General features: G+C 70.9%; 24 protein-coding genes and 7 tRNA genes. 10 read left to right on the top strand and 21 right to left on the bottom strand.

Annotated elements, in window-relative coordinates:
- Window positions 1–56: 56 nt before the first annotated feature.
- Window positions 57–716, top strand: coding sequence for a potassium channel family protein (locus ACZ3KP_RS20750; RefSeq protein WP_467501183.1), 660 nt, complete (start codon window positions 57–59; stop codon window positions 714–716).
- A 29-nt stretch (window positions 717–745) separates the two neighbouring features.
- Here the strand turns inward: ACZ3KP_RS20750 and thrS are convergent, their stop codons facing one another.
- From thrS to ACZ3KP_RS20735, 3 genes are all read right to left on the bottom strand, one after another.
- Complete coding sequence (thrS, locus tag ACZ3KP_RS20745) at window positions 746–2722, bottom strand: threonine--tRNA ligase (protein ID WP_467501182.1); 1977 nt, start codon at window positions 2720–2722, stop codon at window positions 746–748.
- Between the two features lie 129 nt (window positions 2723–2851).
- Window positions 2852–4087, bottom strand: coding sequence for a hypothetical protein (locus ACZ3KP_RS20740; RefSeq protein ID WP_467501181.1), 1236 nt, complete (start codon window positions 4085–4087; stop codon window positions 2852–2854).
- Complete coding sequence (locus tag ACZ3KP_RS20735) at window positions 4084–4650, bottom strand: DUF4365 domain-containing protein (RefSeq protein WP_132889245.1); 567 nt, start codon at window positions 4648–4650, stop codon at window positions 4084–4086. Before ACZ3KP_RS20735 ends, ACZ3KP_RS20740 begins: the two co-directional genes overlap by 4 nt.
- Window positions 4651–4818: 168 nt before the next feature.
- On the opposite strand from ACZ3KP_RS20735, the gene ACZ3KP_RS20730 reads away from it, so the two are divergent.
- Window positions 4819–5544, top strand: a complete 726-nt coding sequence (locus tag ACZ3KP_RS20730; RefSeq protein WP_467501180.1) for an exonuclease domain-containing protein — start codon at window positions 4819–4821, stop codon at window positions 5542–5544.
- A 49-nt stretch (window positions 5545–5593) separates the two neighbouring features.
- Here ACZ3KP_RS20730 and ACZ3KP_RS20725 read toward each other — a convergent pair.
- From ACZ3KP_RS20725 to ACZ3KP_RS20685, 9 genes are all read right to left on the bottom strand, one after another.
- Window positions 5594–5668 (bottom strand) — tRNA-Val (locus ACZ3KP_RS20725).
- A 39-nt stretch (window positions 5669–5707) separates the two neighbouring features.
- A complete protein-coding gene (locus tag ACZ3KP_RS20720; RefSeq protein WP_467501179.1) occupies window positions 5708–6154 on the bottom strand; it encodes an SRPBCC family protein in 447 nt (148 codons plus the stop codon).
- Window positions 6155–6275: 121 nt separating this feature from the next.
- Window positions 6276–9014 (bottom strand): exo-rhamnogalacturonan lyase family protein, encoded by a 2739-nt coding sequence (locus ACZ3KP_RS20715; protein WP_467501178.1) that lies wholly within the window; start codon window positions 9012–9014, stop codon window positions 6276–6278.
- Between the two features lie 92 nt (window positions 9015–9106).
- Window positions 9107–9694, bottom strand: a complete 588-nt coding sequence (locus ACZ3KP_RS20710; RefSeq protein ID WP_467501177.1) for a hypothetical protein — start codon at window positions 9692–9694, stop codon at window positions 9107–9109.
- Window positions 9695–9698: 4 nt separating this feature from the next.
- On the bottom strand, window positions 9699–10574 hold the full coding sequence (locus tag ACZ3KP_RS20705; protein WP_467501176.1) for a carbohydrate ABC transporter permease: 876 nt from the start codon (window positions 10572–10574) through the stop codon (window positions 9699–9701).
- Window positions 10571–11530, bottom strand: a complete 960-nt coding sequence (locus ACZ3KP_RS20700) for a carbohydrate ABC transporter permease (protein WP_467501175.1) — start codon at window positions 11528–11530, stop codon at window positions 10571–10573. Before ACZ3KP_RS20700 ends, ACZ3KP_RS20705 begins: the two co-directional genes overlap by 4 nt.
- 11 nt (window positions 11531–11541) lie before the next feature.
- Window positions 11542–12828, bottom strand: coding sequence for an ABC transporter substrate-binding protein (locus ACZ3KP_RS20695; protein WP_467501174.1), 1287 nt, complete (start codon window positions 12826–12828; stop codon window positions 11542–11544).
- Between the two features lie 818 nt (window positions 12829–13646).
- A tRNA-Val gene (locus ACZ3KP_RS20690) sits at window positions 13647–13718 on the bottom strand.
- Between the two features lie 76 nt (window positions 13719–13794).
- Window positions 13795–14256, bottom strand: a complete 462-nt coding sequence (locus tag ACZ3KP_RS20685; RefSeq protein WP_467501173.1) for a TIGR02611 family protein — start codon at window positions 14254–14256, stop codon at window positions 13795–13797.
- Window positions 14257–14447: 191 nt separating this feature from the next.
- Between ACZ3KP_RS20685 and ACZ3KP_RS20680 the strand changes: the two genes are divergently transcribed.
- Together ACZ3KP_RS20680 and ACZ3KP_RS20675 are read left to right on the top strand one after the other, a co-directional pair.
- Window positions 14448–14861 (top strand): SsgA family sporulation/cell division regulator, encoded by a 414-nt coding sequence (locus tag ACZ3KP_RS20680; protein ID WP_004002642.1) that lies wholly within the window; start codon window positions 14448–14450, stop codon window positions 14859–14861.
- Window positions 14862–15147: 286 nt separating this feature from the next.
- Window positions 15148–15708 carry a CGNR zinc finger domain-containing protein gene (locus tag ACZ3KP_RS20675; protein WP_467501172.1) on the top strand — a complete coding sequence of 187 codons (561 nt, stop codon included), beginning with the start codon at window positions 15148–15150 and terminating at the stop codon, window positions 15706–15708.
- Window positions 15709–15776: 68 nt separating this feature from the next.
- Here the strand turns inward: ACZ3KP_RS20675 and ACZ3KP_RS20670 are convergent, their stop codons facing one another.
- Window positions 15777–15929: a hypothetical protein gene (locus ACZ3KP_RS20670; RefSeq protein ID WP_165939380.1), complete on the bottom strand. Its 153-nt coding sequence runs from the start codon at window positions 15927–15929 to the stop codon at window positions 15777–15779.
- 221 nt (window positions 15930–16150) lie between these two features.
- Complete coding sequence (locus ACZ3KP_RS20665) at window positions 16151–16597, bottom strand: hypothetical protein (protein ID WP_467501171.1); 447 nt, start codon at window positions 16595–16597, stop codon at window positions 16151–16153.
- Window positions 16598–16880: 283 nt separating this feature from the next.
- Here ACZ3KP_RS20665 and ACZ3KP_RS20660 point away from each other — a divergent pair, with 283 nt between their 5' ends.
- Window positions 16881–17399, top strand: coding sequence for a DsbA family protein (locus ACZ3KP_RS20660; protein ID WP_358978160.1), 519 nt, complete (start codon window positions 16881–16883; stop codon window positions 17397–17399).
- Between the two features lie 46 nt (window positions 17400–17445).
- On the opposite strand, the gene ACZ3KP_RS20655 is transcribed toward ACZ3KP_RS20660, so the two are convergent.
- The 3 genes from ACZ3KP_RS20655 to ACZ3KP_RS20645 are packed head-to-tail and all read right to left on the bottom strand — an operon-like array spanning window position 17446 to window position 20187.
- A complete protein-coding gene (locus ACZ3KP_RS20655) occupies window positions 17446–18270 on the bottom strand; it encodes a GNAT family N-acetyltransferase (RefSeq protein ID WP_467501170.1) in 825 nt (274 codons plus the stop codon).
- Between the two features lie 55 nt (window positions 18271–18325).
- Window positions 18326–19147: an aminotransferase class IV gene (locus tag ACZ3KP_RS20650; protein ID WP_467501169.1), complete on the bottom strand. Its 822-nt coding sequence runs from the start codon at window positions 19145–19147 to the stop codon at window positions 18326–18328.
- Window positions 19144–20187 carry a chorismate-binding protein gene (locus ACZ3KP_RS20645; protein WP_467501168.1) on the bottom strand — a complete coding sequence of 348 codons (1044 nt, stop codon included), beginning with the start codon at window positions 20185–20187 and terminating at the stop codon, window positions 19144–19146. Before ACZ3KP_RS20645 ends, ACZ3KP_RS20650 begins: the two co-directional genes overlap by 4 nt.
- A gap of 178 nt (window positions 20188–20365) precedes the next feature.
- Here ACZ3KP_RS20645 and ACZ3KP_RS20640 point away from each other — a divergent pair.
- From ACZ3KP_RS20640 to ACZ3KP_RS20620, 5 genes are all read left to right on the top strand, one after another.
- Window positions 20366–20438: transfer RNA gene (locus ACZ3KP_RS20640), tRNA-Gly, on the top strand.
- Window positions 20439–20476: 38 nt separating this feature from the next.
- A tRNA-Cys gene (locus tag ACZ3KP_RS20635) sits at window positions 20477–20550 on the top strand.
- Between the two features lies 1 nt (window position 20551).
- Window positions 20552–20623, top strand: a tRNA-Val gene (locus ACZ3KP_RS20630).
- Between the two features lie 24 nt (window positions 20624–20647).
- A tRNA-Val gene (locus tag ACZ3KP_RS20625) sits at window positions 20648–20719 on the top strand.
- Between the two features lie 34 nt (window positions 20720–20753).
- Window positions 20754–20825 (top strand) — tRNA-Val (locus ACZ3KP_RS20620).
- Between the two features lie 49 nt (window positions 20826–20874).
- On the opposite strand, the gene ACZ3KP_RS20615 is transcribed toward ACZ3KP_RS20620, so the two are convergent.
- The 4 genes from ACZ3KP_RS20615 to ACZ3KP_RS20600 all read right to left on the bottom strand — a co-directional run bounded on the left by ACZ3KP_RS20615 (window position 20875) and on the right by ACZ3KP_RS20600 (window position 23289).
- Complete coding sequence (locus ACZ3KP_RS20615) at window positions 20875–21177, bottom strand: TFIIB-type zinc ribbon-containing protein (protein WP_467501167.1); 303 nt, start codon at window positions 21175–21177, stop codon at window positions 20875–20877.
- A 142-nt stretch (window positions 21178–21319) separates the two neighbouring features.
- Window positions 21320–22246 carry a phosphotransferase family protein gene (locus tag ACZ3KP_RS20610; protein WP_467501166.1) on the bottom strand — a complete coding sequence of 309 codons (927 nt, stop codon included), beginning with the start codon at window positions 22244–22246 and terminating at the stop codon, window positions 21320–21322.
- A gap of 383 nt (window positions 22247–22629) precedes the next feature.
- Window positions 22630–22806 (bottom strand): hypothetical protein, encoded by a 177-nt coding sequence (locus ACZ3KP_RS20605; RefSeq protein ID WP_132889228.1) that lies wholly within the window; start codon window positions 22804–22806, stop codon window positions 22630–22632.
- Window positions 22807–23013: 207 nt separating this feature from the next.
- Window positions 23014–23289 (bottom strand): hypothetical protein, encoded by a 276-nt coding sequence (locus tag ACZ3KP_RS20600; protein WP_358978170.1) that lies wholly within the window; start codon window positions 23287–23289, stop codon window positions 23014–23016.
- Window positions 23290–23439 lie beyond the last annotated feature (150 nt).

Raw genomic sequence — 23439 nt, 5'->3', positions numbered from 1 at the left:
CGTTCGCGGCGTGTCGCCGGGGCCGGGCCGAGGCGATCGGCGGCGAAGCTGGGCGGATGGACGAAGACAGCCGGCTGGCGGACTGGGAACGGCGGACCGATCTGCCGCTCGTCACCGCGTCGCTGGTCTTCCTGGGCGCGTACGCGATGCACGTCCTGCTGCCGGGGCTGCCGGAGGCCGCGCACGCCTTCTTCCTGGCGTTGATGTACGCGGCATGGGCGGTGTTCGCCGTCGACTACGCGGTGCGCTGGCGGCTCAGTGGCGAGGGGCCGGGGTTCGTACGGCGGCACTGGCTGGACACCGTCGTGCTGGCGCTGCCCCTGCTGCGCCCGGTGCAGGTCGTACGGACCTACGAGTCGATCCAGCGACGGCGCGGTGAGCCCCGGCTGGGGCTGCACGCGCGCGTGGCGGCCTATTCGGGGTTGTCGATCTCGCTGCTGGGGTTCTCCGGCGCGCTCGCCGTCTACCAGGCCGAACGCGCGGCCCCGAACGCCACGATCCGCACCTTCGGCGACTCCCTCTGGTGGACCTGTTCGACCCTCTCCACCGTCGGGTACGGCGACTACGTCCCGGTCACCACCCTGGGGCGGTTCATCGCCGTGGGGCTGATGGCCTGCGGCCTGGCGCTGCTGGGTACGGTCACGGGCTCGTTCTCGTCCTGGATGCTGCAGCGGTTCTCCCTGGGCGAGGAAGAGGAGAGGCCCCCGGAGAGCTGATCCCCGGGGGCCCGCGCGACCGGCCGGGATCAGACCTGGGTCCGCTCCTCGACGATCTTCACGATCTTGGCGATGGCCTCGTCGAACGGGATGCCGTTCTCCTGCGAGCCGTCGCGGTAGCGGAAGGAGACCGAACCGGCCGCCATGTCCTCGTCGCCCGTGATGACCATGAAGGGCACCTTCTGCTTCTGGGCGTTGCGGATCTTCTTCTGCATCCGGTCCGAGGAGGCGTCGACCTCGACCCGCAGGCCCTTCTTCTTCGCCTCGGCGGCGAACCTGTGCAGGTAGTCGACGTGCGCGTCCCCGATCGGGATGCCCACCGCCTGGACCGGCGCGAGCCAGGCCGGGAAGGCGCCCGCGTAGTGCTCCAGGAGGACCGCGAAGAACCGCTCGATGGAGCCGAACAGGGCGCGGTGGATCATCACCGGACGCTGCTTGGAACCGTCGGCGGAGGTGTACTCCAGGTCGAAGCGCTCGGGCAGGTTGAAGTCCAGCTGGACGGTCGACATCTGCCAGGTGCGGCCGATGGCGTCCTTGGCCTGCACGGAGATCTTCGGGCCGTAGAAGGCGGCGCCGCCCGGGTCGGGGACGAGCGGGAGGCCCTGCTTCTCGGCGACCGCGCGGAGCGTCTCGGTGGCCTCCTCCCAGACCTCGTCGGAGCCGACGAACTTCTCCGGGTCCTTGGTGGACAGCTCCAGGTAGAAGTCGGTGAGGCCGTAGTCGCGCAGCAGGTTCAGCACGAAGGTGAGCGTCTTGTCGAGCTCCTCCGCCATCTGCTCCTTGGTGCAGTAGATGTGCGCGTCGTCCTGCGTGAAGCCGCGGGCCCGGGTCAGGCCGTGCACGACACCGGACTTCTCGTACCGGTACACGGTCCCGAACTCGAAGAGGCGCAGGGGCAGTTCACGGTAGGAGCGGCCGCGCGCGTCGAAGATCAGGTTGTGCATCGGGCAGTTCATGGGCTTGAGGTAGTAGTCCACGCCCTCGTCGAGCTGCATGGGCGGGTACATGCCGTCGGCGTACCAGTCCAGGTGCCCGGAGGTCTCGAAGAGCTTCCCCTTCGTGGCGTGCGGGGTGTAGACGAACTCGTAGCCCTCCTCCTCGTGCCGGCGGCGCGAGTAGTCCTCCATCACTCGGCGGACGATGCCGCCCTTGGGGTGGAAGACGGCGAGGCCGGAGCCGATCTGCTCCGGGATGGAGAACAGGTCGAGTTCGTTGCCCAGCTTGCGGTGGTCGCGCTTCTCGGCCTCGGCGAGGAAGTCCAGGTACGCCTTCAGCTCGTCCTTGGAGGGCCAGGCGGTGCCGTAGATGCGCTGGAGCATGGGGTTCTTCTCGCTGCCGCGCCAGTACGCCGCCGCGTTGCGCATCAGCTTGAACGCCGGGATCAGGCGGGTGGAGGGCAGGTGGGGACCGCGGCAGAGGTCCTTCCAGCACAGCTCGCCGGTCTTGGCGTCCAGGTTGTCGTAGATCGTCAGCTCACCGGCGCCGACCTCGACGTCAGCGCCGTCGTCCGAGGACGCCGAGCCCTTCAGGCCGATCAGTTCGAGCTTGTACGGCTCGTCCGCCAGCTCCTCGCGGGCCGCCTCGTCGGTCACCACGCGGCGCGAGAAGCGCTGCCCGCGCTTCTGGATCTCCTGCATCTTCTTCTCGATGGCCTTGAGATCCTCGGGCGTGAACGGCTTGTCGACGTCGAAGTCGTAGTAGAAGCCGTCCTTGACCGGCGGGCCGATGCCCAGCTTGGCCTCCGGGAAGATCTCCTGGACGGCCTGGGCCATGACGTGCGCGGTGGAGTGCCGCAGGATGTTGAGACCGTCCTCGGAGGAGATCTCCACCGGCTCCACGACCTCGCCCTCGGCGGGCGCGTACGCGAGGTCCTTGAGCTCCCCGGCCACCCGCGCGGCGATGACCGCACGCTCGCCGGCGAAGAGCTCGGCGGCCGTAGTGCCCGTCGTCACCACGCGCTCTTCCCGCTCGGAATCGCGTTGGATGATCACACGGACGTCTGACACCGGTCTCTCCTGACTGAAGGCGGATGCGGGCGCCGTACCAGGAGCGCGCGCAATACCGGATCGTACCGACCCGGCCCCGCCGACCGAAAAACGATTACCGACAGTGCAACGATTACCGACAGTGCGCCGTCAGTCGCAGTCGTCCCCGGTGCAGGCCTCCTCGAAGAAGTCCAGGTTCTCCTGGAGCGACTTCACCAGGCTGTCCCGCTCCTCGTCGTCCACCTGTACGGGTACCACCCCCGTGGCGCCGGACAGCCGCCGGAAGCCGCCCCGGCTCTCCAGCCGGCCGTGCACCCGCACCGGGAGTCCGACGAGATGGGCCTGGCCGGCGATGCGGTAGTCCTCCTCGTCGAGGGTGACCCGCACGTACGGCACCTCGGCGCCGGCGATCACCCGCAGCCGTACCGCGCCCTCGCCGCGCGGCTCCGAGCGGCGCATCCGGACCACGGTTCCGGTGAGCCGGACCGCGACGGAGGGTTCTTCGCGCAGGTAACGGGCGCCGGCCTCGCGCAGCACGGGCAGGTCGCCGGGTGAGAACTCGACGGGGTCCAGGGCCGACGCGCAGTCCTCGGGCACTCCGGCGCCCGGCGCCCAGTCCACCGAGACGCGAGCGCCTTCGGTACCGCGCACGAGCGTGACGAGGGCGTCGGTGAGTTCCCGGCTGACGCCGGCCTCGACGGCGCCGTCGAAGGCGTCCATGCCGCCGGTGGCCCGCTGGTAGTCGATGGCCTCGCGGGCGGCGTACAGGGCCTGGTGGAGGCGTACGGCGAGCGGGCGGCCGGTACCGACGGGCAGGAAGGCGGTCAGGCCGCGGCCGCCCTCCGCCGAGCCGACCAGCACCGACTCCAGCATGGCCGCGGCGGCCCGCTTGTGCCGGGCGCCGTAGTACCCGGCTCGCGCCCGGGTGGCGAGCGCGCCGGCCAGCAGGGTCCCCCGGGCGGCGGTGCGCAGTTGCTCCTCGGCGGTCCAGGACGCGGCGTCCGCGGGCCCGTTCGGCACGTCCCGCCACCAGCGGATCTCGTCGCTGGGCACGGCGAGCCCGACCAGTACCTCGCGGGCCGCGGGCGTCCCGCTGCGCACCAGAGCGGTGAGCGCCTCCCCGAGCAGGTCGTCACTGTCCGGGAAGGCGCGGCTCTCGGGTACCAGCAGGCTGGTGCCGGTGCTGCCCGGCCCGGGTGGGGTCCAACGGCCGTAGCGCCCCGGCGCACCCCCGCGCCGTACCCAGCCGTGCCGGCGCAGCAGGGCGCCGAGCACGGCGGGGTCGACCTCGGCGGGCTCGGGGGGACGGTCCCAGTGGGGCCGATGGAGATCGTCGGGATGCGGCCTGACCTCCCGCAGCGGCTCCTCGTACGGACGGTGCCTCATGGTCTGCCTCCCGTCCCGACCCGCGTCATGATCTCGCAGAGCGCCCGGTCGTCGAAGATGCGCGAGGTCGGGACCCGCACGGTGGTCCGGTGCCGGCCGGTGACCGGGTGCCCCGCCAGGTTGACCCAGTAGCAGCAGTGCCGCAGGTCGAGCCGGTCGTGGCTGGCGCGCAGCCAGTCGTCCTGGGATCGCGGCACCAGCATCACCACGAGGATCTTGTGCACCGACACCGGTGTGCGGGCGAGCTTGCGCAGGTGGTCGTTGTCGAGCGTGAAGGAGAAGAAACGTCCCGGCGGGTTGGGCGCTATCTGGTAGGTGCACTTGAGCTGCACCTTGATGGTCACCTCGTCGTCGACGGTGTGCCCCGGCGAGCCGTGGCTGACGTGCCAGTCGATGCCGTTGTCCGGGAACGGCTGCGACAGCGAGCAGCCGGCCGCCGCCGCGACGGCGTGCAGATATCCCACCTGCAGTGTCTCCATGCAGGCGGTGGTGGCGAGTGTGCCGCGAAGGGGGCCCGTACGTTCGGGCAGCAGCCCGCCCCGTTCGGGCTGCGCTATCGCCATGACCAACAGCCTTCCCAGCCAAGAGTTTCCCCGTGGCGGGCCGCTGAACTGCAAAGACCCGCACTCCTGTTGTGTCCTTCCGGCGTACGTCGCAAACGGCCCGGGTATCACCAAACGGGCAGAAGACGGAACGTCAGCTGCCGTGGGTGAACGAGGAGTTGTGTAGGCATGACGTGCTGGTACGAGGGGCCCCTGGCGGCCTTCGACACGGAGACCACGGGCGTCGACGTCGAGACCGACCGGATCGTGTCGGCCGCCGTCGTCGTCCAGGACGCCCCGGGCACCCGGCCGAGGGTGGTCCGCTGGCTGGTGAACCCGGGCGTGCCGGTGCCGGAAGCGGCGACGGCGGTGCACGGGCTGACCGACGAACACCTGCAGCGCAACGGCCGCTGGCCGGCGCCGGTGATGCACGAGATAGCCGAGGAGCTGGCCGGGCACGCGGCGATGCACCGCCCGCTGGTGGTGATGAACGCGCCGTTCGACCTGACCCTCCTGGACCGCGAGTTGCGCCGCCATCGGGCGTCCTCGCTGGACCGCTGGTTCGAGGCGAGCCCCCTGCTGGTCCTCGATCCCCGGGTCCTGGACAAGCATCTGGACCGCTACCGCAAGGGCCGCCGTACCCTGACCGACCTGTGCGCGCACTACGAGGTGACCCTTCAGGGCGCGCACGACGCGGGCGCGGACGCGCTCGCCGCCCTGGAGGTGGTACGGGCGCTGGGCCGCCGTTTCGCGAGCCGCCTGGAGCGTCTGACCCCGGCCGAGCTGCACACGCTGCAGACGACCTGGCACGCGGCGCAGGCCCGTGGCCTGCAGGCCTGGTTCACCCGCAGCGGCACACCGGAGACGGTGAACCAGGACTGGCCGCTGCGGCCGGAACTGCCGGCGGCGGCCTGAGGACCGACGCGAAAAAGGCCGGTCCGCACAGGCGGACCGGCCTTCCCGGTGGTGGGCGATACTGGGTTCGAACCAGTGACCTCTTCGGTGTGAACGAAGCGCTCTCCCACTGAGCTAATCGCCCGGGAACGCAGTGAACGATACAGGGAGCTGTGGGTTTCGTTCAAACCGCTTGCAGGTGCCCGAGCAGTCCGCGCCGTCCCGACCGCATCATCAGCCGGTGGTTGGCACGGAAGAGCGGCCGCCCGGGGACGGCCAGCCGCCGCAGCAGTGCCTTGTGGACGTCCACGACCTGCTCGTAGCGGGCCAGCGCGCCGGCGCCGTCGGCGACGACCGTCCAGCGGGCCCAGCCCTCGATGTCGCCGGTCATACCGGTCTCCAGCACGCCCGCCTGCGGATCGCGCCGGGTCTCGCGCGCGGTGAAGGTGATGTCGTACGGCAGGACGGAACGGATGGTGATGACGCCCGTGGTGTCGTCCACGCGGGTGACCGAGCGCACCTGGGGCCACCAGTGCGGGTAGTCCTCGACCCGTTCGAGTGCCCGGTAGACGGCCGCGGTCCCGAAGGGCAGCGGCCAGCGGCTGAGGAAGCGGTAGTGGTTGCGGTCCATGGGCGGAGTCTGCCCGTGTGCCGGGGTCTGAGTACGCGTACTCATGCCCTGAGAAGTGACCCGTACCACACTCGGGGGCGTGAGCGCCGCCGCCCGTGCGACGGCGCTCCCCCACCGCTGCCTACGAGGGCATCCTGTCGCCGAGCAGGGCCAGGTTCTCGATGGCCGCGAGCCCGTACAGCGCGGTGTCGTTGGAGGACACCCAGCTCGCCTCGCTGCCCGCGACGAGGGCGACCGGGCCGGAGAGCGGCTCGGTCTTCCACGGCGAGGACTCCGTGTACCCGTCGGAGCCGTAGAACTTCGTCCAGGCGCGCTTGGCGAGGGCCTCGTCGCCCGTTTGCACGGCCGCGTACGCGTCGAGCCGGGAGTGGCCCTGGAAGAGCAGCAGGGTGCCGAAGTTGGAGCCGTAGCGCGCCGCCTGTTCGGCCTTGGTGGCGTTGAAGTAGCGGCAGTAGTCGAAGTACGCCTCGTTGAACTCCGGCATGTCGACCAGGTAGATGAGTTCGGCGCAGAGTTCGTTCAGGCCGAAGACCGCGGAGAGGTGGGAGACGGAGACCACCGGGGTGGCGGCGGTGGCGAACCTGCCGGTGTCGAGGTCGTACAGACCGCTGCCCTGCACGAAGCCGTTGGGCTGGGCGGCGATGCCCTCCATGGTCGACAGGACGCGCGCCCTGGCCTTCTCCCACTTGGGACCCTTGCGTTCCCACTCGGTCAGCCAGGCCGACACCAGGCCGCTCCAGTCGGTGCCGAAGCCGATGGACAGGGCGTGCCGGTCGGGGGTGTAGGGGTCGGTGCGGACCTTGCGCTGCGGGTCGAGGACGAGGAAGGTCTCGTCGGAGTCGACGTTGGCGGCCATGAGGTCGCCGACGCGTTCGTCCGCGGTGAGGAAGTAGTAGAAGCGCCGGTAGGTGGTGTTGGAGATGCGCTGCTGCTTGGCGCTGTCCGCGAAGTGCTGCACGCCGTGCCGGGTGCCGAGTCCCGCCCACTGGCCGATGTGATAGACGTCGACCTCTCCGGTGTGCCGGGTGAGCGCCTCGGCGAACCGGAAGATGTCGGAGCGCCCGCTCCTCAGGTACGCGTACCAGAGCCACAGGTCGGGTGAGAGCTCGGAGTTGTCCCAGGCGTAACCGCCGATGTCGTACCGCCACTGGTGGCGCACCGTGTCGTAGGTGTGCATGAAGTCGCCGTAGTCCCAGAAGCCGTACCAACGGCGCTGCTCGACCTGGTCCTTGTAGTAGGTGAAGAGGAAGTCGAGGTGGTCCTCGATCTTCGCCTTGGCGGCGGTGGAGCGGTCGGGTTCGGAGAACAGGCCCGGACCGAAGACCTTTGCCTTGATCAACTGCTGCGGCGGGGCCGTGAGTTGCGGGAGCACTCGGACGGCCTCGACCTGGTCGGCCAGCACCTGGGGTGTCGGAGTGGTCTCGTTGGCCCAGAACAGCAGCTCCGAGGTGCGGGCGATGCCGTAGGGGGTGCCGAACTCCGGCTCGTAGTCCTCGTAGGTGATGTTGAGGCCTTCGAGCTGCTTCGCGTAGGTGTCCTGGCCCATGCCGTCGTGGTAGAAGCGCAGGTCCATCGGCTGGGCCTCGGGCGACCAGAGCCAGAGGGTGACCTCGGCCTCGTCGGTGTGGGCGTCGCGGATGTCGAGCTGGGCCGGGAACTTCTCCCAGAAGTCCCTGAGGCCGAAGGAGAACCCGCCGCTCGCGCCGCCGACGTAACCGAATCCGGAGGCCCGCCTGCCGCCGCCGGCCGCGATCCAGCCGTACCCCTTCTTCGTGCGCTTGCGCAGGGTGAAGCCGTCGGCGGAGAGCTGGGAGAGGGTGTAGTCGCCCCAGTGCGGGATGTATTGGAGGCGGGTGGTGACGCGCTGGTCCCAGGTGGCCGGGTCGGGGAGCTTCTGGCCCGCGTACTGGGCCGCCTGCACGGCCGCGCCCGGGTCGCGGCGCAGTCCGGTGATGCCCTGGACCGCCTCCCGCAGCAGGCCGGTTCCCTCGCCGCCGATCCGGATGTGCCGGTCGTACGCCTCGTCGCGCATCGGCACCGTGAAGCGCACCCCGAGTCCGCGGATGAAGTCGCCGCTCGCCCTGCCCGGCTCCTGGGTGCCGTCGTAGGTGATCGTGTGGACCATGCGGAAGGAGTCGGCGCCCGCGTAGAAGTAGAGCCGGATCGAGAAGGGCAGCCACCTCCGGTTTCCCTTGCGGTGCTTTCCGTCGATTCGGACGACCGCGCGGACCGGCCCGTCCTGTTCGACGGTGACGGAGTCGATCGCGCCGTCGAAGCGCTCGGTCTTCACCGTGCCCTGGTCCTCGTCCTCGACCTCGGGCTGGCGGATGAGGACGAGCCTGCCGTTCCTGGCGATCTCCGTCGACCCCCGGGTGACCGACTTGATCAGGGTGGCGCCGTTCTTGCCGATCCTCACGGCGATCACGCCGGTGGACACGTCGATCGTGCCGCCGGTCGTGTCGACGGTGACCTTCCTGTCGGGCGCGGCCGGTTCGCCCGCCGCGAGGGTGAGCTTGCCGTGGCCCGATCCCACCGCGTGGGCGGTCCACTTGAGGGAGCCGTCCGGCCAGTAGGCGAGGGGCCAGGACTGGACCGGCACGTCCTTGCCGTCCTCGTCCGTGACCGCGAAGGCCTGGTCCTCCCGGAACGCGCCCCTCGGCCAGGGCACGCCGACGGTCGAGCCGGGCGCGGCTCCGAGGCCGCCGTCCTCCAGCCAGTCGAGGGTCACCGGGTCCGCGTCCGCGGCCTCGGCTCCGGGCGCGGCCTGCGCCTGCTTCGTTCCCAGCGCCCAGCTGAACTGGGCGGCGGCGCCGGCGACGGCGGCCGCCTTGAGGAGGGACCTGCGAGGGATGGGCGACATGGTCCGCCTTTCCTTTCCGTGCGCGTGCAAGATGGTCAGGGGCATGACAGAGAAGGGTGCGACGCCGGTCGGGCGCCGCCCCTGGGGGCCGGTCAGCGGCGGCGCCGGTGGCGCTCCTCCACGGCGACGGCCGCCGCCGCGACGGCACCCAGTACCGGGACCGCCAGCGGCGCGATGAGCAGGGCGGAGCAGACCAGGAGGACCGCTCCCCCGACGAGCAGGAAGGATCCGCCGGGGTCGAGGACGGTACGGCGCCCGGCCGCCGCGAGCAGGTCGCGCCAACGGTCGCCGGGCGTCCAGACGGCTGCCGCGCGCAGCCCCGCGACCGCCAGGCCCATCACCGCGAACAGGCCGACGGCCCCGACGAGCGGCCCGCCGGGCAGCCCGGCGCGCACCGCCCGTACGTCCACCCAGGCGACGGCGAGCGCCGCCCAGCCGGCCAGCCCGACCAGCCGGCCGCCGGGCAGCGCGGCCCGGAAGTCGCTCACGAACTCCCGCCAGCCGCCGGCGACCTGCCCGGTGCGGCGGCGCAGATGCCGGGCACCGGCGGCGAAGGCGGCCGGCCAGGTGACGACGCCCAGCGAGGCGACGGCGATCCACACGCCGGTGAGCAGGCACTCGGCGAAGACACCGAACCGGTCCGACAGGGGGGTGGGCTTCACGCGTACGTTGTCGGCCACGGTCTCAGCCCTTCAGTCCGGAGGTCGCCATTCCGTCGATCAGGTAGCGCTGGAAGGCGAGGAAGAACAGCAGCACGGGAAGCAGCGCCACCAGGGACATGGCGATCATGCCGCCGTAGTTGGCGGCCACGCCGTCGGAGTCGCGGAACATCATCAGGCCCAGCGAGACCGTGTACTTGCCGGGCTCGTTGAGGTAGATCAGCGGGCCCATGAAGTCGTTCCAGGCGTTGATGAAGGTGAAGATCGCGCTGGTGATGAGGGCGGGCCGGCACAGCGGCAGCACGATGGACCAGTAGATGCGCAGGTGCCCGCAGCCGTCGAGCCGGGCCGCCTCGTCGAGCTCCCGCGGCAGGTTCCGCATGAACTGCACCATCAGGAAGACGAAGAACGCCTCGGTGGCGAGGTACTTGCCGATCAGCAGCGGCGTGTAGGTGTTGATCCAGCCCAGCTTCTGGAACATCACGTACTGCGGGATCAGCAGCACGTGGTACGGCAGCAGCAGGGTGCCGATCATCAGGGAGAAGAGCAGGTTGCGGCCCGCGAACCGGATACGGGCGAACGCGTAGGCGGTGAGCGAGCAGGAGACGAGCACGCCCACGACGGCGCCCCCGGCGTAGAACAGGGAGTTCCGGAAGAACGTCCAGATGCTGATGTCCGCTATGCCGTCGGCGAGACCCTTGAAGTTGGACAGGATCGGCTGGGACGGGAGCAGCTGGAGGCTGTTGATGATGTCCTTGCTGGGCTTGAAGGACGCCCCGATCACCCAGACCACCGGGTAGAGGATGACCGCCAGGATCAGCAGGGCGCCGATGTGCCAGGCGAGGGATCCGGTCCGCTTGCGGCCGACCGCGTCCGTGACCTTGGTGGTGATCGCGCTCATCGGGCGTCCTCCTCGTAGTGCACCCACTTCTTCTGGGACCAGAAGAGGACGGCTGTCACCAGGGCGACGGCGAGCAGCAGCATCCAGGCCATCGCGGCGGCGAAGCCCATCTGGGCGTTCTTGAAGCCCTGCTCGTAGAGGTAGCAGGTGTAGACGAGCGTGGCGTCGGCCGGGCCGCACTGGGTGTTGGAGACGACGTACGCCGAGCCGAAGATCTGGAAGGAGTGGATGGTCTCCAGGAGCACGTTGAAGAACAGCACCGGGGAGATCATCGGCAGGGTGATGTTCCAGAACCGGCGCAGTGGCCCGGCACCGTCCATCGCGGCCGCCTCGTACAGCTCCCTGGGCACCTGCTTGAGACCGGCCAGGAAGATGACCATGGGGGCGCCGAACTGCCACACCGTCAGCGCGACCAGGGAGTACAGCACCCAGTCGGCGTTGCCGACCCAGCCACCGACGTGCCAGCCGAAGAGGGACTGGGTACGGTCCACCACCGCGCCGTCGGAGAACAGCGACCGCCAGACGAAGCCGACCGAGACGCTCGCGCCGATCAGCGAGGGGGCGTAGAACGCGGCCCGGTAGAAGGCCTGGCCGCGCCGGCTCTGGGCGAGCAGCATCGCCACCCCGAGTGCCAGCAGCAGTTTCAGCGGGGTGCCGATGACCACGTACTTCGCGGTCACCTCCACCGACTTCTGCCAGCGGGGGTCGTCGAACATCCGGGTGAAGTTGTCGAACCCGACCCACTTCGGGGTGTTGAAGAGGTTGTAGTCGGTGAACGCGAAGTACAGGGACGCGATCATCGGGCCCGCGGTCAGCAGCAGGAAGCCCGCGATCCACGGGGACACGAACAGGTAGCCGGCGAGGTTCTCGCGGCGGCGGCCCGGCCGCCGCACGGTGGCTGCGGCGGCCGAGCGCGTCCCGCGAGCCGCGGGCGGGGAGTCCTTGACGAGCGTCACGGCAGATCCCATCAGGCCTGGAAGGCGGCCTCGGACTCGGTGAAGAACTGCTTCACCGCGTCCGTGACCTTGGTCTTGCCCTGTCCGAGGTCGCCCCCGATGCGCAGGAACGCGGCCTCGATGGTGTCGGCACCGGAGGGGTGCGGGGTGATCGTGCCGAGCACGCCGGCCTTGGCGGTGTCGTCCTCGTACTGCGCGATCTCCTTGTTGACCGGGTCCGTCGGCTGGTAGGCCGCGTACTGCTCGGTGCTCGCGAGGATGCCCCGGTCGTAGCCCATGATCCTGCCGACCTCGGGGTCGTGGACCATGAAGTCGATGAACTGGGCGGCTTCCTTCGGGTGCGCGGTGCGGGCCGAGGCACTGAGCATCAGGGAGGCGAGGTACTGCCCGGTGTGCTTGCCGTCCATGGTCGGGATCGGGGCGAGACCGTAGGTGCTGCCGCCCTCCGCCGAGTAGCGGACGGTGAAGTTGTCCCAGGTGAACTCCGAGGCGCCGTGACCGGCGGAGAGGGAGGACTTGGGCGCGTCCTGCGCGACGACCTTCGGGTCGGTGACGATGCCCGCCTTGACGCGGTTGTAGCCGTCCGTCCACCACTCCGTCAGGTCGGCCTTGTCGAAGCCGAGTCCGTCCGAGGTGTAGAAGGCCTTGCCGTTCTGGCGGAGGTAGAGGTCGTAGAGGTACATGATCGTGAAGTAGCCCGTGTCCCCCGCGACCTTGGTCCTGTCGTGGATGGTCTTCAGGGCCTTGAAGTAGTCGTCCCAGGTCCAGCCCGGGTGCGGCTCGACACCGGCCTTCGCGTAGACCTTCTTGTCGATGACCAGCGCCATGGTGTTCGAACCGACGGGGATCCCGACCTGCTTGCCGTCGACCTCGCCGACCTTCGTCACGCCGGCCCGGAAGTGATCCAGGCTCAGATTGCCGGCCTGAACCTGTGACTTCAGATCGAGCAGAATTCCTCGCTTGTCGTACTTCCGGAGAAAGGTGACGGCATTTTGGAAAACGTCCGGGGGATTTCCGCCCGCAGCCTGGGTCTGGAACTTCTCCCAGAACGACGCATACGTCTGGAAGTCTGTCTTGACCTTGATCTTCGGGTACTTCTTCTCGAAGAGCGCGATGGTCTGGTTGATCTTCTTGGCGCGCTCCTCGGCACCCCACCAGGAGTAACGGATCGTCACTGTCCCGTCCCCAGAACCGCTGCCGCCCCCACACCCGGTGGTCGCGGCGAGCCCGAGCGCGGCCGCCGAGGCCCCGGCCGCCTTCAGGATGGTCCGCCTCTCCACATTCCTGCTGGTTCCCACAGTCGGGCCCCTCCCCGCAGCGGTCGCCGCCGCTCGCATGAATCGTTTCAAGTAAGCGCTTGCTGGCACAAGTTACGGAGGGGCCGGTGAGGCGTCAATGATTCGCACAGGAATTTCTTGCGACCGCAGCAACCGGGAGGCCCCACGCGACCGCCGGGGGACGCCCGTAGGGCAGGGGACACCGCAGGTGGGGAGCGCGCGGTCGACTGATCGAACGTCAAGTGTGCGACCGGCGGGAGGGTTACGGCTCGGCGTCGGCGGACGGCCCGGTGCAGGACGGGGGTCGTGCGGGGTCTTCCGAGGCGGGGCCGCCGACGTTCGGACTGCGGGCGGGCGGCGAGGCCGCGGAGGGGGCGCGGCGGCGGGGCGCGGAGGAGGCGCGGGCGGGGGCCGCGGAGGGGCGTCGGGTGTTCGCGGGTGTGACGCGGCCGGGGGCGGAGGAGGCGGACGGCTCTCCGGGTCGGCCGCCTCCCCCACCACACCTCCGACGATTACGACCACCGTCGGCCTCGGCCGCCCCACCGGGCACCGGACAGAAGACCCGGGAAGCCGGACACCGTGCGTGGTCTCCGCCACCGCCGACGAGCTGGGCCCCTCCCCCGGGTCCCCCGCACACCCGCCCCCCCCGCCCGTCGCTCGCCACGCCGCACCGGCCCGGGCGCGCCGCATGAGCCGGTGCGGCGTGGCGAGCGAGAGGGCCGTCCGTCTCCGCGCGAACCGGCCACGCGCCTCACCCGAGGGACGGCGCCGACCCCGGGGGCGTCCGGGCGCACGACTGCGGCCCACCTGCTCATTCGCAGATGGGCCGCAGTTCCGGGTGGGCGATACTGGGTTCGAACCAGTGACCTCTTCGGTGTGAACGAAGCGCTCTCCCACTGAGCTAATCGCCCGGGCACAGGAAGAACATTACCCCATGTCAGGGGGTGCCCCCGACCAGTCGCCGGGGGTGCGCGGCCTACGGCCGGATCACTCCTCGATCTTCCACGGCACGACCACGCCGAACCGGGAGAGGTAGATCCCGACTCCGCCGGCCACGATCACCAGGCCGATCGTCGTCAGCGTGATGTTGCGGCGGCGCACCTTGGGGTCGAGAGCCTTCTGTGCCGCCTCCGTGACCTTGCGCTTCGTCCAGCGGAGCACCAGCTGGGCCCAGACGAACTCGGTCGCCCAGATCGCCATGCCGCCGAAGATGACCACCCAGCCCGGGCCGGGCAGCGGCAGCATGACGATGCCCACGGCCACCACCGCCAGGCCGACCGCGAAGACCCCGACCTGCCAGCTCAGGTGCAGCATCCGGCGCGCCTTGACGAACTCGGGCGCCCGCGAGCCGAGCCCCCGCTCACCGCGCGCCCCGGCCGTCGTCCCGTCCACCTCGCTCCCGTCCGAGACCACGGCGGCCTCGCCCGGTTCGTTACTCCCCGTATTCATACGACCAAACCCTACCTGAGCGATTCGGGTCACCGGAATGGTCGTAGATCACGCTCGGCTTCTCGGCCGGAAGAGTTACGTAAACACACGCAAAACACTCAGAGGGGTTTACAACGGCACCGTAGGTGGCATGTCGATTTCGCCGACGTGCGAATCCCCGAGCGCACACTGAGCGAAAGGCCCTGGCGCTTATGAACACCACGGTCAGCTGCGAGCTGCACCTGCGCCTCGTTGTGTCGAGCGAGTCCTCCCTGCCTGTCCCCGCAGGCCTGCGGTACGACACGGCCGACCCCTACGCCGTGCACGCCACCTTCCACACCGGAGCCGAGGAAACCGTCGAGTGGGTGTTCGCCCGCGACCTCCTCGCCGAGGGGCTGCACCGCCCCACCGGCACCGGCGACGTCCGCGTCTGGCCGTCCCGCAGTCACGGTCAGGGCGTCGTCTGCATCGCCCTGAGCTCCCCCGAGGGGGAAGCCCTGCTCGAAGCCCCCGCGCGGGCCCTGGAGTCCTTCCTGAAGCGAACAGACGCCGCCGTGCCGCCCGGCACGGAACACCGGCACTTCGATCTCGATCAGGAGCTCTCGCACATCCTGGCGGAGAGCTAGGGCGAGTCCCCCCCAAAGCCGCCCGGCGCCGTCCACTCGGGGAGACGGCTCGGGCCTGGACAACCGCATACGGCAGCACCGGCGCCGCCACCGTGATCGGTCACGGGGCGGCACCGCTGTACCCACGCGCCCGTCCACGCGCGCTTCCGCGGGAACCTCCGCCAGGTGGTGACCGTTCTACGGAGAGCCACGAGTGGGACAGGGCACGGTGCGGGGCCTCCGTATGTCGCTACCATCGGCCACCATCGGCGGGCGCCCGCCCGACCCTCAGGCCAGGGAGCGAAACGTGCTGATCACCCACGACACCCGGTGTTCCCTCGACGCCGTGGTGGATCTGGTGAACACCGCGCCGGAGGACGGCTCGGCGGTGGACGGGCTGCCCGACGTCCCGGCCCTCCAGGATTTCGTACGAAGCCACGACATCAGCGATATCGGCACGCTGTCGGAGTTCGATCTGTCGGCCGTGCGCAAGGTCCGCGGTCGGTTCGCGGCGATCTTCGCCGCCCCGGACGCCCGGGCGGCGGCGGGAATGATCAACGAGCTGGTCGCGGCCGCCGGCACCACACCCCGGCTCACGGACCACGACGGCTACGACTGGCACGTGCACTACTTCGCCCCCGGTGCCTCGGTCGCCGACCACCTCGCCGCCGACTGCGGGATGGCGCTCGCCTTCTTCGTCGTCGCCGGGGAGCAGGAGCGGCTGCGCCGCTGCGAGGCCCCGGACTGCCGACGCGCCTTCGTCGACCTCTCCCGCAACCGCTCACGCCGCTACTGCGACAGCCGGACCTGCGGCAACCGCCTGCATGTCGCCGCCTACCGGGCGCGCCGCAAGGAGGCCGCCGGGTGATTCCCGGAGCGGGAGCGTCGATGCCGACGCCGGTCCCGGCGGGTGGCGCCGGGACGGGCGGGTACGGCTCACAGCCACAGCAGGTCGTGCAGCGCGGCCATGAGGAGTAGACACCCGATCACCGCAAGGAAGATCATCAGCGGTGGCTGGGAAAGGGCGAAGAGGCACCCGCGCGGCTCGTCCTCCGGCAGCGCGGCCTCGCTCTGTTTCGTGTCCAGCATCTCGCGGCGATGATGACCCAGCGGACACCCTGTAGGCGATCAACACGCCCGGAATAGGCGGTAGTTCGCCGAAATCCATGATGTCCGTTTCGCCTCCGCTCATCCACTGAACGGTTCTGTGCGCGCCGCGGACGCACTGTGTCGTTTCAATGCCTCATGTGACTGTCATATGCACAGGGCCAAGCGCTGCCCACACCGCTCGTCGCCCGTCGCCGCGGAGGTCATATTCCGTGCTTCTTGAGGATGGCCTCGATGTCGCTGAAGTCGTCGCCGGAGCCCGCGGCGCGGGGCGTCGCGGCGGGTCGGGCGGCCTGACGGGAGCCGGGACCGAGTGACGGCGCGGACGCGGTGGGGGCGACCGCGCCCTGCCGCCCGGCCCTGGCCGCCGCCTTCCGCTCGGCACGACTGCCGCCGCGTCTGCGCTCCACGGCACGGGTGGCGGCGAACAGTGCCCAGGCCACGCCGAGCACGCCGAAGCCCGCCCAGGCGGTGGGACTGAACGCGGTGTCGGCCAGCCAGCCGACCACCCCCGTCATCACCAGACCCACGGGCACCAGCGAGTAGGCGGCGATCCGGGCCGCCGCCAGGTACCGCTTGCGATAGGCGGTGACCACGGCGATGCCCAGGCCCGCCACGGACACGGCGGAACAGACTGTCTCGGCGATCATCCGGTCCTCCTGGCGGGCTCGGTCGGCAGGGCGAGCGACAGCCACGCGCCGTGCTTCGCCCCTTCCATCGTGCACCGCCCGGCCCGTGCGATCCATGCCCAGGCCTGACAATCAGGGGCATCTCGGGGTCCCGTCCGGGTCGCCTCCACCCCTGGTACGAGACACGGCAGCAGGGCCACCGGCGGGGCGCCGCGGCCGAGCCCACCGGGACCGTCGCCGTCGGCGGCCTCCCGCCCACCGTTCCGATTGGGTCCAGGCAGCCCGGCCTGGAAGACTGGAGTGCATGAACGACTCCTCCCCCGCCTCCGGCACCCCCGTCCTGGACGTCTGGTGTGAACTGCAGTGCCCCGACTGCCGCAGCGCGCTGGACGACCTCCGTGCCCTGCGTGCCCGGTACGGCGACCGGCTGGAGCTGCGGCTGCGGCACTTCCCGCTGGAGAAGCACAAGCACGCCTTCGCCGCCGCGCAGGCCGCCGAGGAGGCCCTGGAGCAGGGGAAGGGGTGGGAGTACGTCGAGGCGGTGCTCGGCCGGGTCGAGGAACTGGACCGCGCGGGCGAGCCGTTCCTGGTCGAGGTGGCCCGGGAACTGGGCCTGGACGCCGAGGAGTTCGACACGGCGCTGGTCGACGGGCGGCACATCCTGATCGTCGACGCCGACCAGGCCGAGGGCAAGGCCATCGGCGTGACCGGCACCCCGACCTATGTCATCGACGGGGAACGCCTCGACGGCGGCAAGAGCCAGGAGGGCCTGCGCGAGCGCGTGGAGCAGATCGCGGACCGGCTGCTGGCCGGACAGGGGTGAGGCCTCTCGGACCAGCTCCTCGGAGCAGGAGTACGAGTCAGGCCAGTCAGATCAGGTCCTTGTAGAAGGAGTACGAGACGGTGACGTACCCCAGCGACTCGTAGAGCCGCTCGGCCGGGGTGTTGCCGGCGAACACGTTGAGGGCCAGGACCCGCTTCCCGGCCGCGATCGCCTGGGCCTCGGCGAGCAGCATGAGGGTGCGGCCGTGCCCCTGACCGCGGTGGGCGGCGTCGGTCTCCACCCGGTACACCCAGGCGTCCGCCGCCCGCAGGGCCAGCCACAGGACGCCGACGCGCGTCCCTTCGTGTTCCAGGACACTGAGCCGCACGCCCTCCGTGGCCAGGCCCTGCGGCAGCAGCCGTGCGTGGTCGCGCCGCGAATTCTCCCATGCCTCAGCCTCGGGCACGCCCCGCTCGTGCCACTCACGCGCGTACGCCGCCAAGGCGTGGGGGAGCCACTCCTCGTACTCGGCCCCGGTCAGCTCACGGCTTCGGCTGCCCGCGGGCAGTGCGGGCGGAGTGTCGCCGAGCCGCTTCTCCATGCCCCGGTTGCGCAGCACATACCCGAGCGACCGTACGAGGCGCAGGGCCGGCTCCGCACCGGCGGGCACTCCCACCTCGATCTGGCGGCAGCCCCAGCCGCGCGCGACCTCCTCCGCGGCGAGCGCGGCCACCGTCCCCCGGCCCCGGCGGCGGTCGGGCTCCTCGATGCGCAGGTCGGTGATGCGGGCACCCAGGACGCCGAAGCGCCGCGAGGAGCCGAGGTGGAGGGTGCCGACGGGCCGGCTGTTCACACACACCTGGAAGCGGCGCGACAGCGTCCCGTCGGTGCTGCGCTGAAGCGGCTCGGTCGGCCGCAGGGTCGTGGTCATCAGGGGTGTTCTACCCATTGGGGACGCCCACGTCAGCCGAATAAAGTCCGGCCCCCTACGGATCCAGGTCCTCCCCCGACCGCTCGTCGAAGATCCGCATCGCCTTGGCGGTCACCGGCCCGGGCGCGCCCGGGAGTTCGCGGTCGTCGACCCGGTGCACGGCCTGGACGTCGCGCAGGGTGGAGGTGAGGAAGATCTCGTCCGCCCGCGCCAGGACGTCCATGGGCAGATCGGTCTCCGTGGCGCCCGTCCACTCGACGGTCAGGGCGCGGGTGATGCCCGCCAGACAGCCGGAGGCGACCGGCGGGGTGTGGATCTCGCCGTCCAGGACGACGAAGACGTTGGAGCCGGTGCCCTCGCAGAGCTGCCCGACCGTGTTGGCGAACAGCGCCTCGGTGGCGTCGTGTTGGTGGGCGCGGGCCAGGGCCACGACGTTCTCGGCGTACGAGGTGGTCTTCAGGCCGGTGAGCGCGCCGCGCTCGTTGCGGGTCCAGGGCACCGTGACGACGGCCGTGGAGTCCGGCCGGCGGGTGGTCTCGCCGAGAGCGACGATCAGGGTGGGTCCCTGGGCGCCGCGGTCGGAACCGAGGGGGCCGTGGCCGCCGGTGTAGGTGATGCGCAGCCGACCCAGCGGCATCGGGTTGGCCGCCAGGACCGCGGCGCAGGCCGCGCGTACCTCGTCGTGGTCGGGGTCGGGCAGGCCGAGGCCCCGGGCCGAACGGGTCAGCCGCTCCAGGTGGCGGGTGAGGGCGAAAGGCCTGCCGTCGGTCGCCCTGATCGTCTCGAAGACGCCGTCGCCCACGGTCAGTCCGTGGTCGAAGACGGAGACACGCGCGGTGTCGACGTCCTGCAGTCGGCCGTCCAGCCAGATGCTCACCCGAGACCTCCTTCGGTCATGTCGTACGTGCCCGACGCTATCGCGAGCAGCCGGGCGGCCTTCAGCTCGGTCTCCCGCCATTCGCCCTCGGGGTCGGAACCCCAGGTGATCCCGGCTCCGGTGCCGAACCGCAGCATGCCCTCGGCGCGGTCGATCCAGAAGGTGCGGATCCCCACGGCCAGCTCGCCGACGCCCCGGTCCGCGTCCACCCAGCCGATGCCACCGCAGTACGGGCCGCGCGGGGCGGTCTCCAGTTCCCCGATGATCCGCAGCGCGCTCGACTTCGGCGCGCCGGTGACCGAGCCGGGCGGGAAGGCCGCGGTGAGCAGCTCGGACCAGCCGGTGTCCGGGCGCAGCTCGCCGCGGACCGTGGAGACGAGGTGGACCAGCCCCGGGTGCTTCTCCACGGCACACAGGTCGGGGACGGTCACGCTGCCGGTGGCGCAGACCCGCCCGATGTCGTTGCGGACCAGGTCCACGATCATCACGTTCTCGGCGTAGTCCTTCTCCAGGAGGTCCGCCTCGGTACGGCCGGTGCCCTTGATGGGCCCGCTCTCCACGGTCCGTCCCGTGCGGCGCAGGAACAGCTCGGGCGAGGCGGTGGCGGTCTCGACGCCGTACGCGGGCAGCCGAATCGTTCCGGCGTAGGGCGCGGGGTTGCCGCGGGCCAGCAGCGCGGTCAGCGCGTCCACGTCGGCACCGGGGTGGACCGGCGCGGACAGCACCCGGCACAGGTTGGCCTGGTAGACCTCGCCGGCCGCGATGCGCGAACGGATCCGCCGCACCGCCGCCGTGTACGCGTGGCGGCCGAGGGAGGACGACCAGTCACCGGCGGCCGGCCCCCGCCAGGCCCCCGGCACCGGCGCGGGCACCGGCTCCTCGCGCACGTCACGGAAGCGTGCGCAGGTCAGCCCGCCTTCGAAGTCGGCGCAGACGGCCCAGAAGCCGGTCGAGTCGAGGGCTTCGGGATCGCTGGTGACGTCGACGAGACCGGTGGCGACACGGCCGCCGAACCGGGCGAGCGGAGGGAGATGGAGCACGTCGTCGAGTCTATGGCGGGTGTCCCCGGGGTGACCCGGGCGTGTCGCCGAGGGGCCCCTGACCACCTCGTCCGTCGGGCGCAGCGCAGCACGCTGCGTAAACGCGTTTTTGTGCTGGCCCGGGAATCCGCTAGAGTTCAACACGTCGCCGGGACGCGAGAGCGGACCGAAACGACTGGCGGACGTAGCTCAGTTGGTAGAGCGCAACCTTGCCAAGGTTGAGGTCGCGAGTTCGAGCCTCGTCGTCCGCTCGAAGGAAACAGGGGTCTTCCCGATCCCCTACACTCCTGGTGGAGTGGCCGAGAGGCGAGGCAACGGCCTGCAAAGCCGTCTACACGGGTTCAAATCCCGTCTCCACCTCCAAGGACGATTAGCTCAGCGGGAGAGCGCTTCCCTGACACGGAAGAGGTCACTGGTTCAATCCCAGTATCGTCCACTGGAACCCCACCGGGTTCGACCCGCGCGATTAGCTCAGCGGGAGAGCGCTTCCCTGACACGGAAGAGGTCACTGGTTCAATCCCAGTATCGCGCACGCACCGCCCGTGATCCTCGGATCCCGGTCCCGAGGACGATTAGCTCAGCGGGAGAGCGCTTCCCTGACACGGAAGAGGTCACTGGTTCAATCCCAGTATCGTCCACACGCAAAGAGCCCCGGCCGCCCAGAGCGGCCGGGGCTTCTTCGTGGGCTCAGCTGGAGAAGAGCATGTGGGCCCAGCCCTTGTTGTGGTGGCCGCCGTGGTGTCCGTGGCCGCCGTAGTGACCATGGCCGTGCCCCCCGCCGTGCGGGGCGCCCCAGGCCGGGGCGGGCGGGGCCGCCGGGTACGGCTGCGGTGCGGGCGGGACCGGCTTCGCCCACTGGGCCTCCAGCTGGGTCAGCGCCTCCAGCTCGCCGTAGTCGAGGAAGATGCCCCGGCAGCCGCTGCACTGCTCGATCTGGACGCCGTTGCGGTTGTAGGTGTGCATCGGCGCATGACACTTCGGACACTGCATGGTCGGCTCAACTCCTCGCCGGTGAAGACTGCTTCACGTTCTTCCGGGACAGACTCCGTCCGGCCCCGGCCGGTTGCAGCGTACGTCGGGAAATCGTGCGCCGACCGGACCGGGAAGAGGGTGTTTCCAGGGCCACCGGGGGTCATAACCGGGTCATTCGGGCACACGCGTCGATCAGGGACTGCTCGACCTCGTCCAGCGGACGGTCCGCCGCGACGGCCTTCGCGAGGTACCGGGCGCCGGTCTGGACGGTCAGCGCACGGGCCGGGACGTCCAGCGCGGCCCAGGGGTCGCCGCCCACCGATACGGCCGGGCCGCCGGCCGCGCGGTAGGCGGCGAGGAAGCGGGTCCACGCGTCGGGCGGGAGGAGGCCGCAGGCGTACCAGGACGCGGGGCGGGCGAGGTCCCAGGCCGGCACCCCGACGCCGAGGTCGTCGACGTCGATGAGCCGCCACGGGCCGTCCGGCGCCGGATGCCGGACCAGCTGGCCGAGGTGCAGGTCACCGTGGCACAGGGCGCGTGGCTGATCACCGGGCGCGGGTGCCTCGGCGCGGGCCCACGCGGGCAGCGCGGACCAGGCGCGCAGGAGGGGCGGGGCGGCGGGGTGCGGGCGCGAGGCCGCCAGCGTGGCACGCAGGCGGGTCATCGCGAGAGCGGCCTTCTCGGGGCCGCGCATCGGGGGTGAGGCCGAGGCGAGCGGAGTGCGGTGGAGCCGGGCGAGGAGGGCCGCGGCGGCCTCCCAGGGGGCGCTGTCCGGGGCCTCGGGGTCCACGGGAGCGCCGTACGGCCAGAGGGTGACCGGGCGGCCCTCGACGGAGGCGGCGGCCGGGGCGAGGGGCGGGAGGAAGACGTCCGGGAGGCGGGCGGCGGTGGCCAGGCGGAGGGCGAGCGCGGTGGGGTCGGTGCCGGGGGCGTGGGCCTTGGCGACCGTGTCCGCGTGGCGCAGGACCGTGGCGTCGGGACGGTGGGCGAGGGTGGTGGTCGCGCAGGCGCAGGGGGCGGCGTCGGTGTCGGGGTGGGCGGCGGCTCTGACCTCGGCGGTCAGCTGGGTCAGTACGTCTGTGGTCACGGGTCCCCCGGGAGGTGCGGCAGCGCTGCGGTGAGGGTACGGGGGTTCACCGGGCCGGGTTCCCGGCGGGCCGGGGTGGAGGGGGGCACCGGGTGTCGCGCGCCCACGCGTGCGGAGTGCCAGGTGCGCCCGCCCGCGCCTGCGGAGTACCAGGTGTCGCGCGCCCACGCCGGCGGGGTATCGGGGGTTCCCCGCCCGCGCCTGCGGGGTGCCGCTGCGCCCGGCCGTGGGCTCCGCCGGCGCGACGGTCCGCAGGCAAAGCAATGCCGGCGCAGCTCCCCAGCTGCGCCGGCATCTTTGCCGTCCGTCGCACCCCCGTCCCCACGGGGTTTCATGGGTGGATGTCCCCGCCCGGACCGCTCTTCCGGGCCTGGGGTCGCCGCTCAGCGCCCCAGCATCGCTCCCACGGACGACGCCTGTGTGGCCACCGTCTGCCAGCCGTCGAAGACCAGCAGGAGCAGGGCCGCCAGGGGAAGGGCCATCAGCGTCGCCACCAAAGGGTGGCGGCGGCCCTGTCGGCGAGGACGGGTGGTGTGTGTCCGCTGTGCCGTAAGAGCCATGGTCCCTCTCCTGACCGTTCAGTTGTCGTGGCAGCGGCGGGTGTCTGACCTCGGGGGACGAGTGCTGCACCCGCCGCTTGACCTCAAATCTAGGCGTGCGGCGCCCTGCGGGCGTCATGCCCTCGTACCGAATCACGGGCCTCCGAGAGGATGAGCCGTGACCTGCGGAGTACTCCTCTGGGTGGAGACGACGCCCCCTGTCTCCACCTACGTCTCCGGGTCTTCCCCGAGGGGGCGCCCGGTCCTTCCCGGCTTTTCCGAGATGTCCTCACGAGGCACCGGCTGCTCGACGAGGGCCAGGACCCGGTTGGCCATGAAGCGGGCGGTCCGGACCACGCTCCCGTTTCTCGTGACTTCGCTCACTTCGACCACCCCCCGTCGTACCGCCGTCTCCACCCGGCGGCCCGCTCTGCTCGCCACCACCTCGTAGGTGCGCGTCGTGTCGCCGGCGTCGACGACTATCTCCACCCGGTCACCCTTCACAGCTTCAATCCCCCTTCTGTGACGGCTTGTTGGAGCAGTCGGGTGCTCAAAGGCGCCGACTGGGGCGCCTTCCTGACCACTTCTCAAGTCTCGCACCCGGCACTGACAATCCATCGGACCGAGAGGGCGCGGCCTCTGCGCACGGGCGGC

Source organism: Streptomyces sp. NPDC020958, assembly GCF_055562175.1.
The sequence above is the reverse complement of the archived record's forward strand: the minus strand, read 5'-3'. Positions and strand labels throughout refer to the sequence as shown.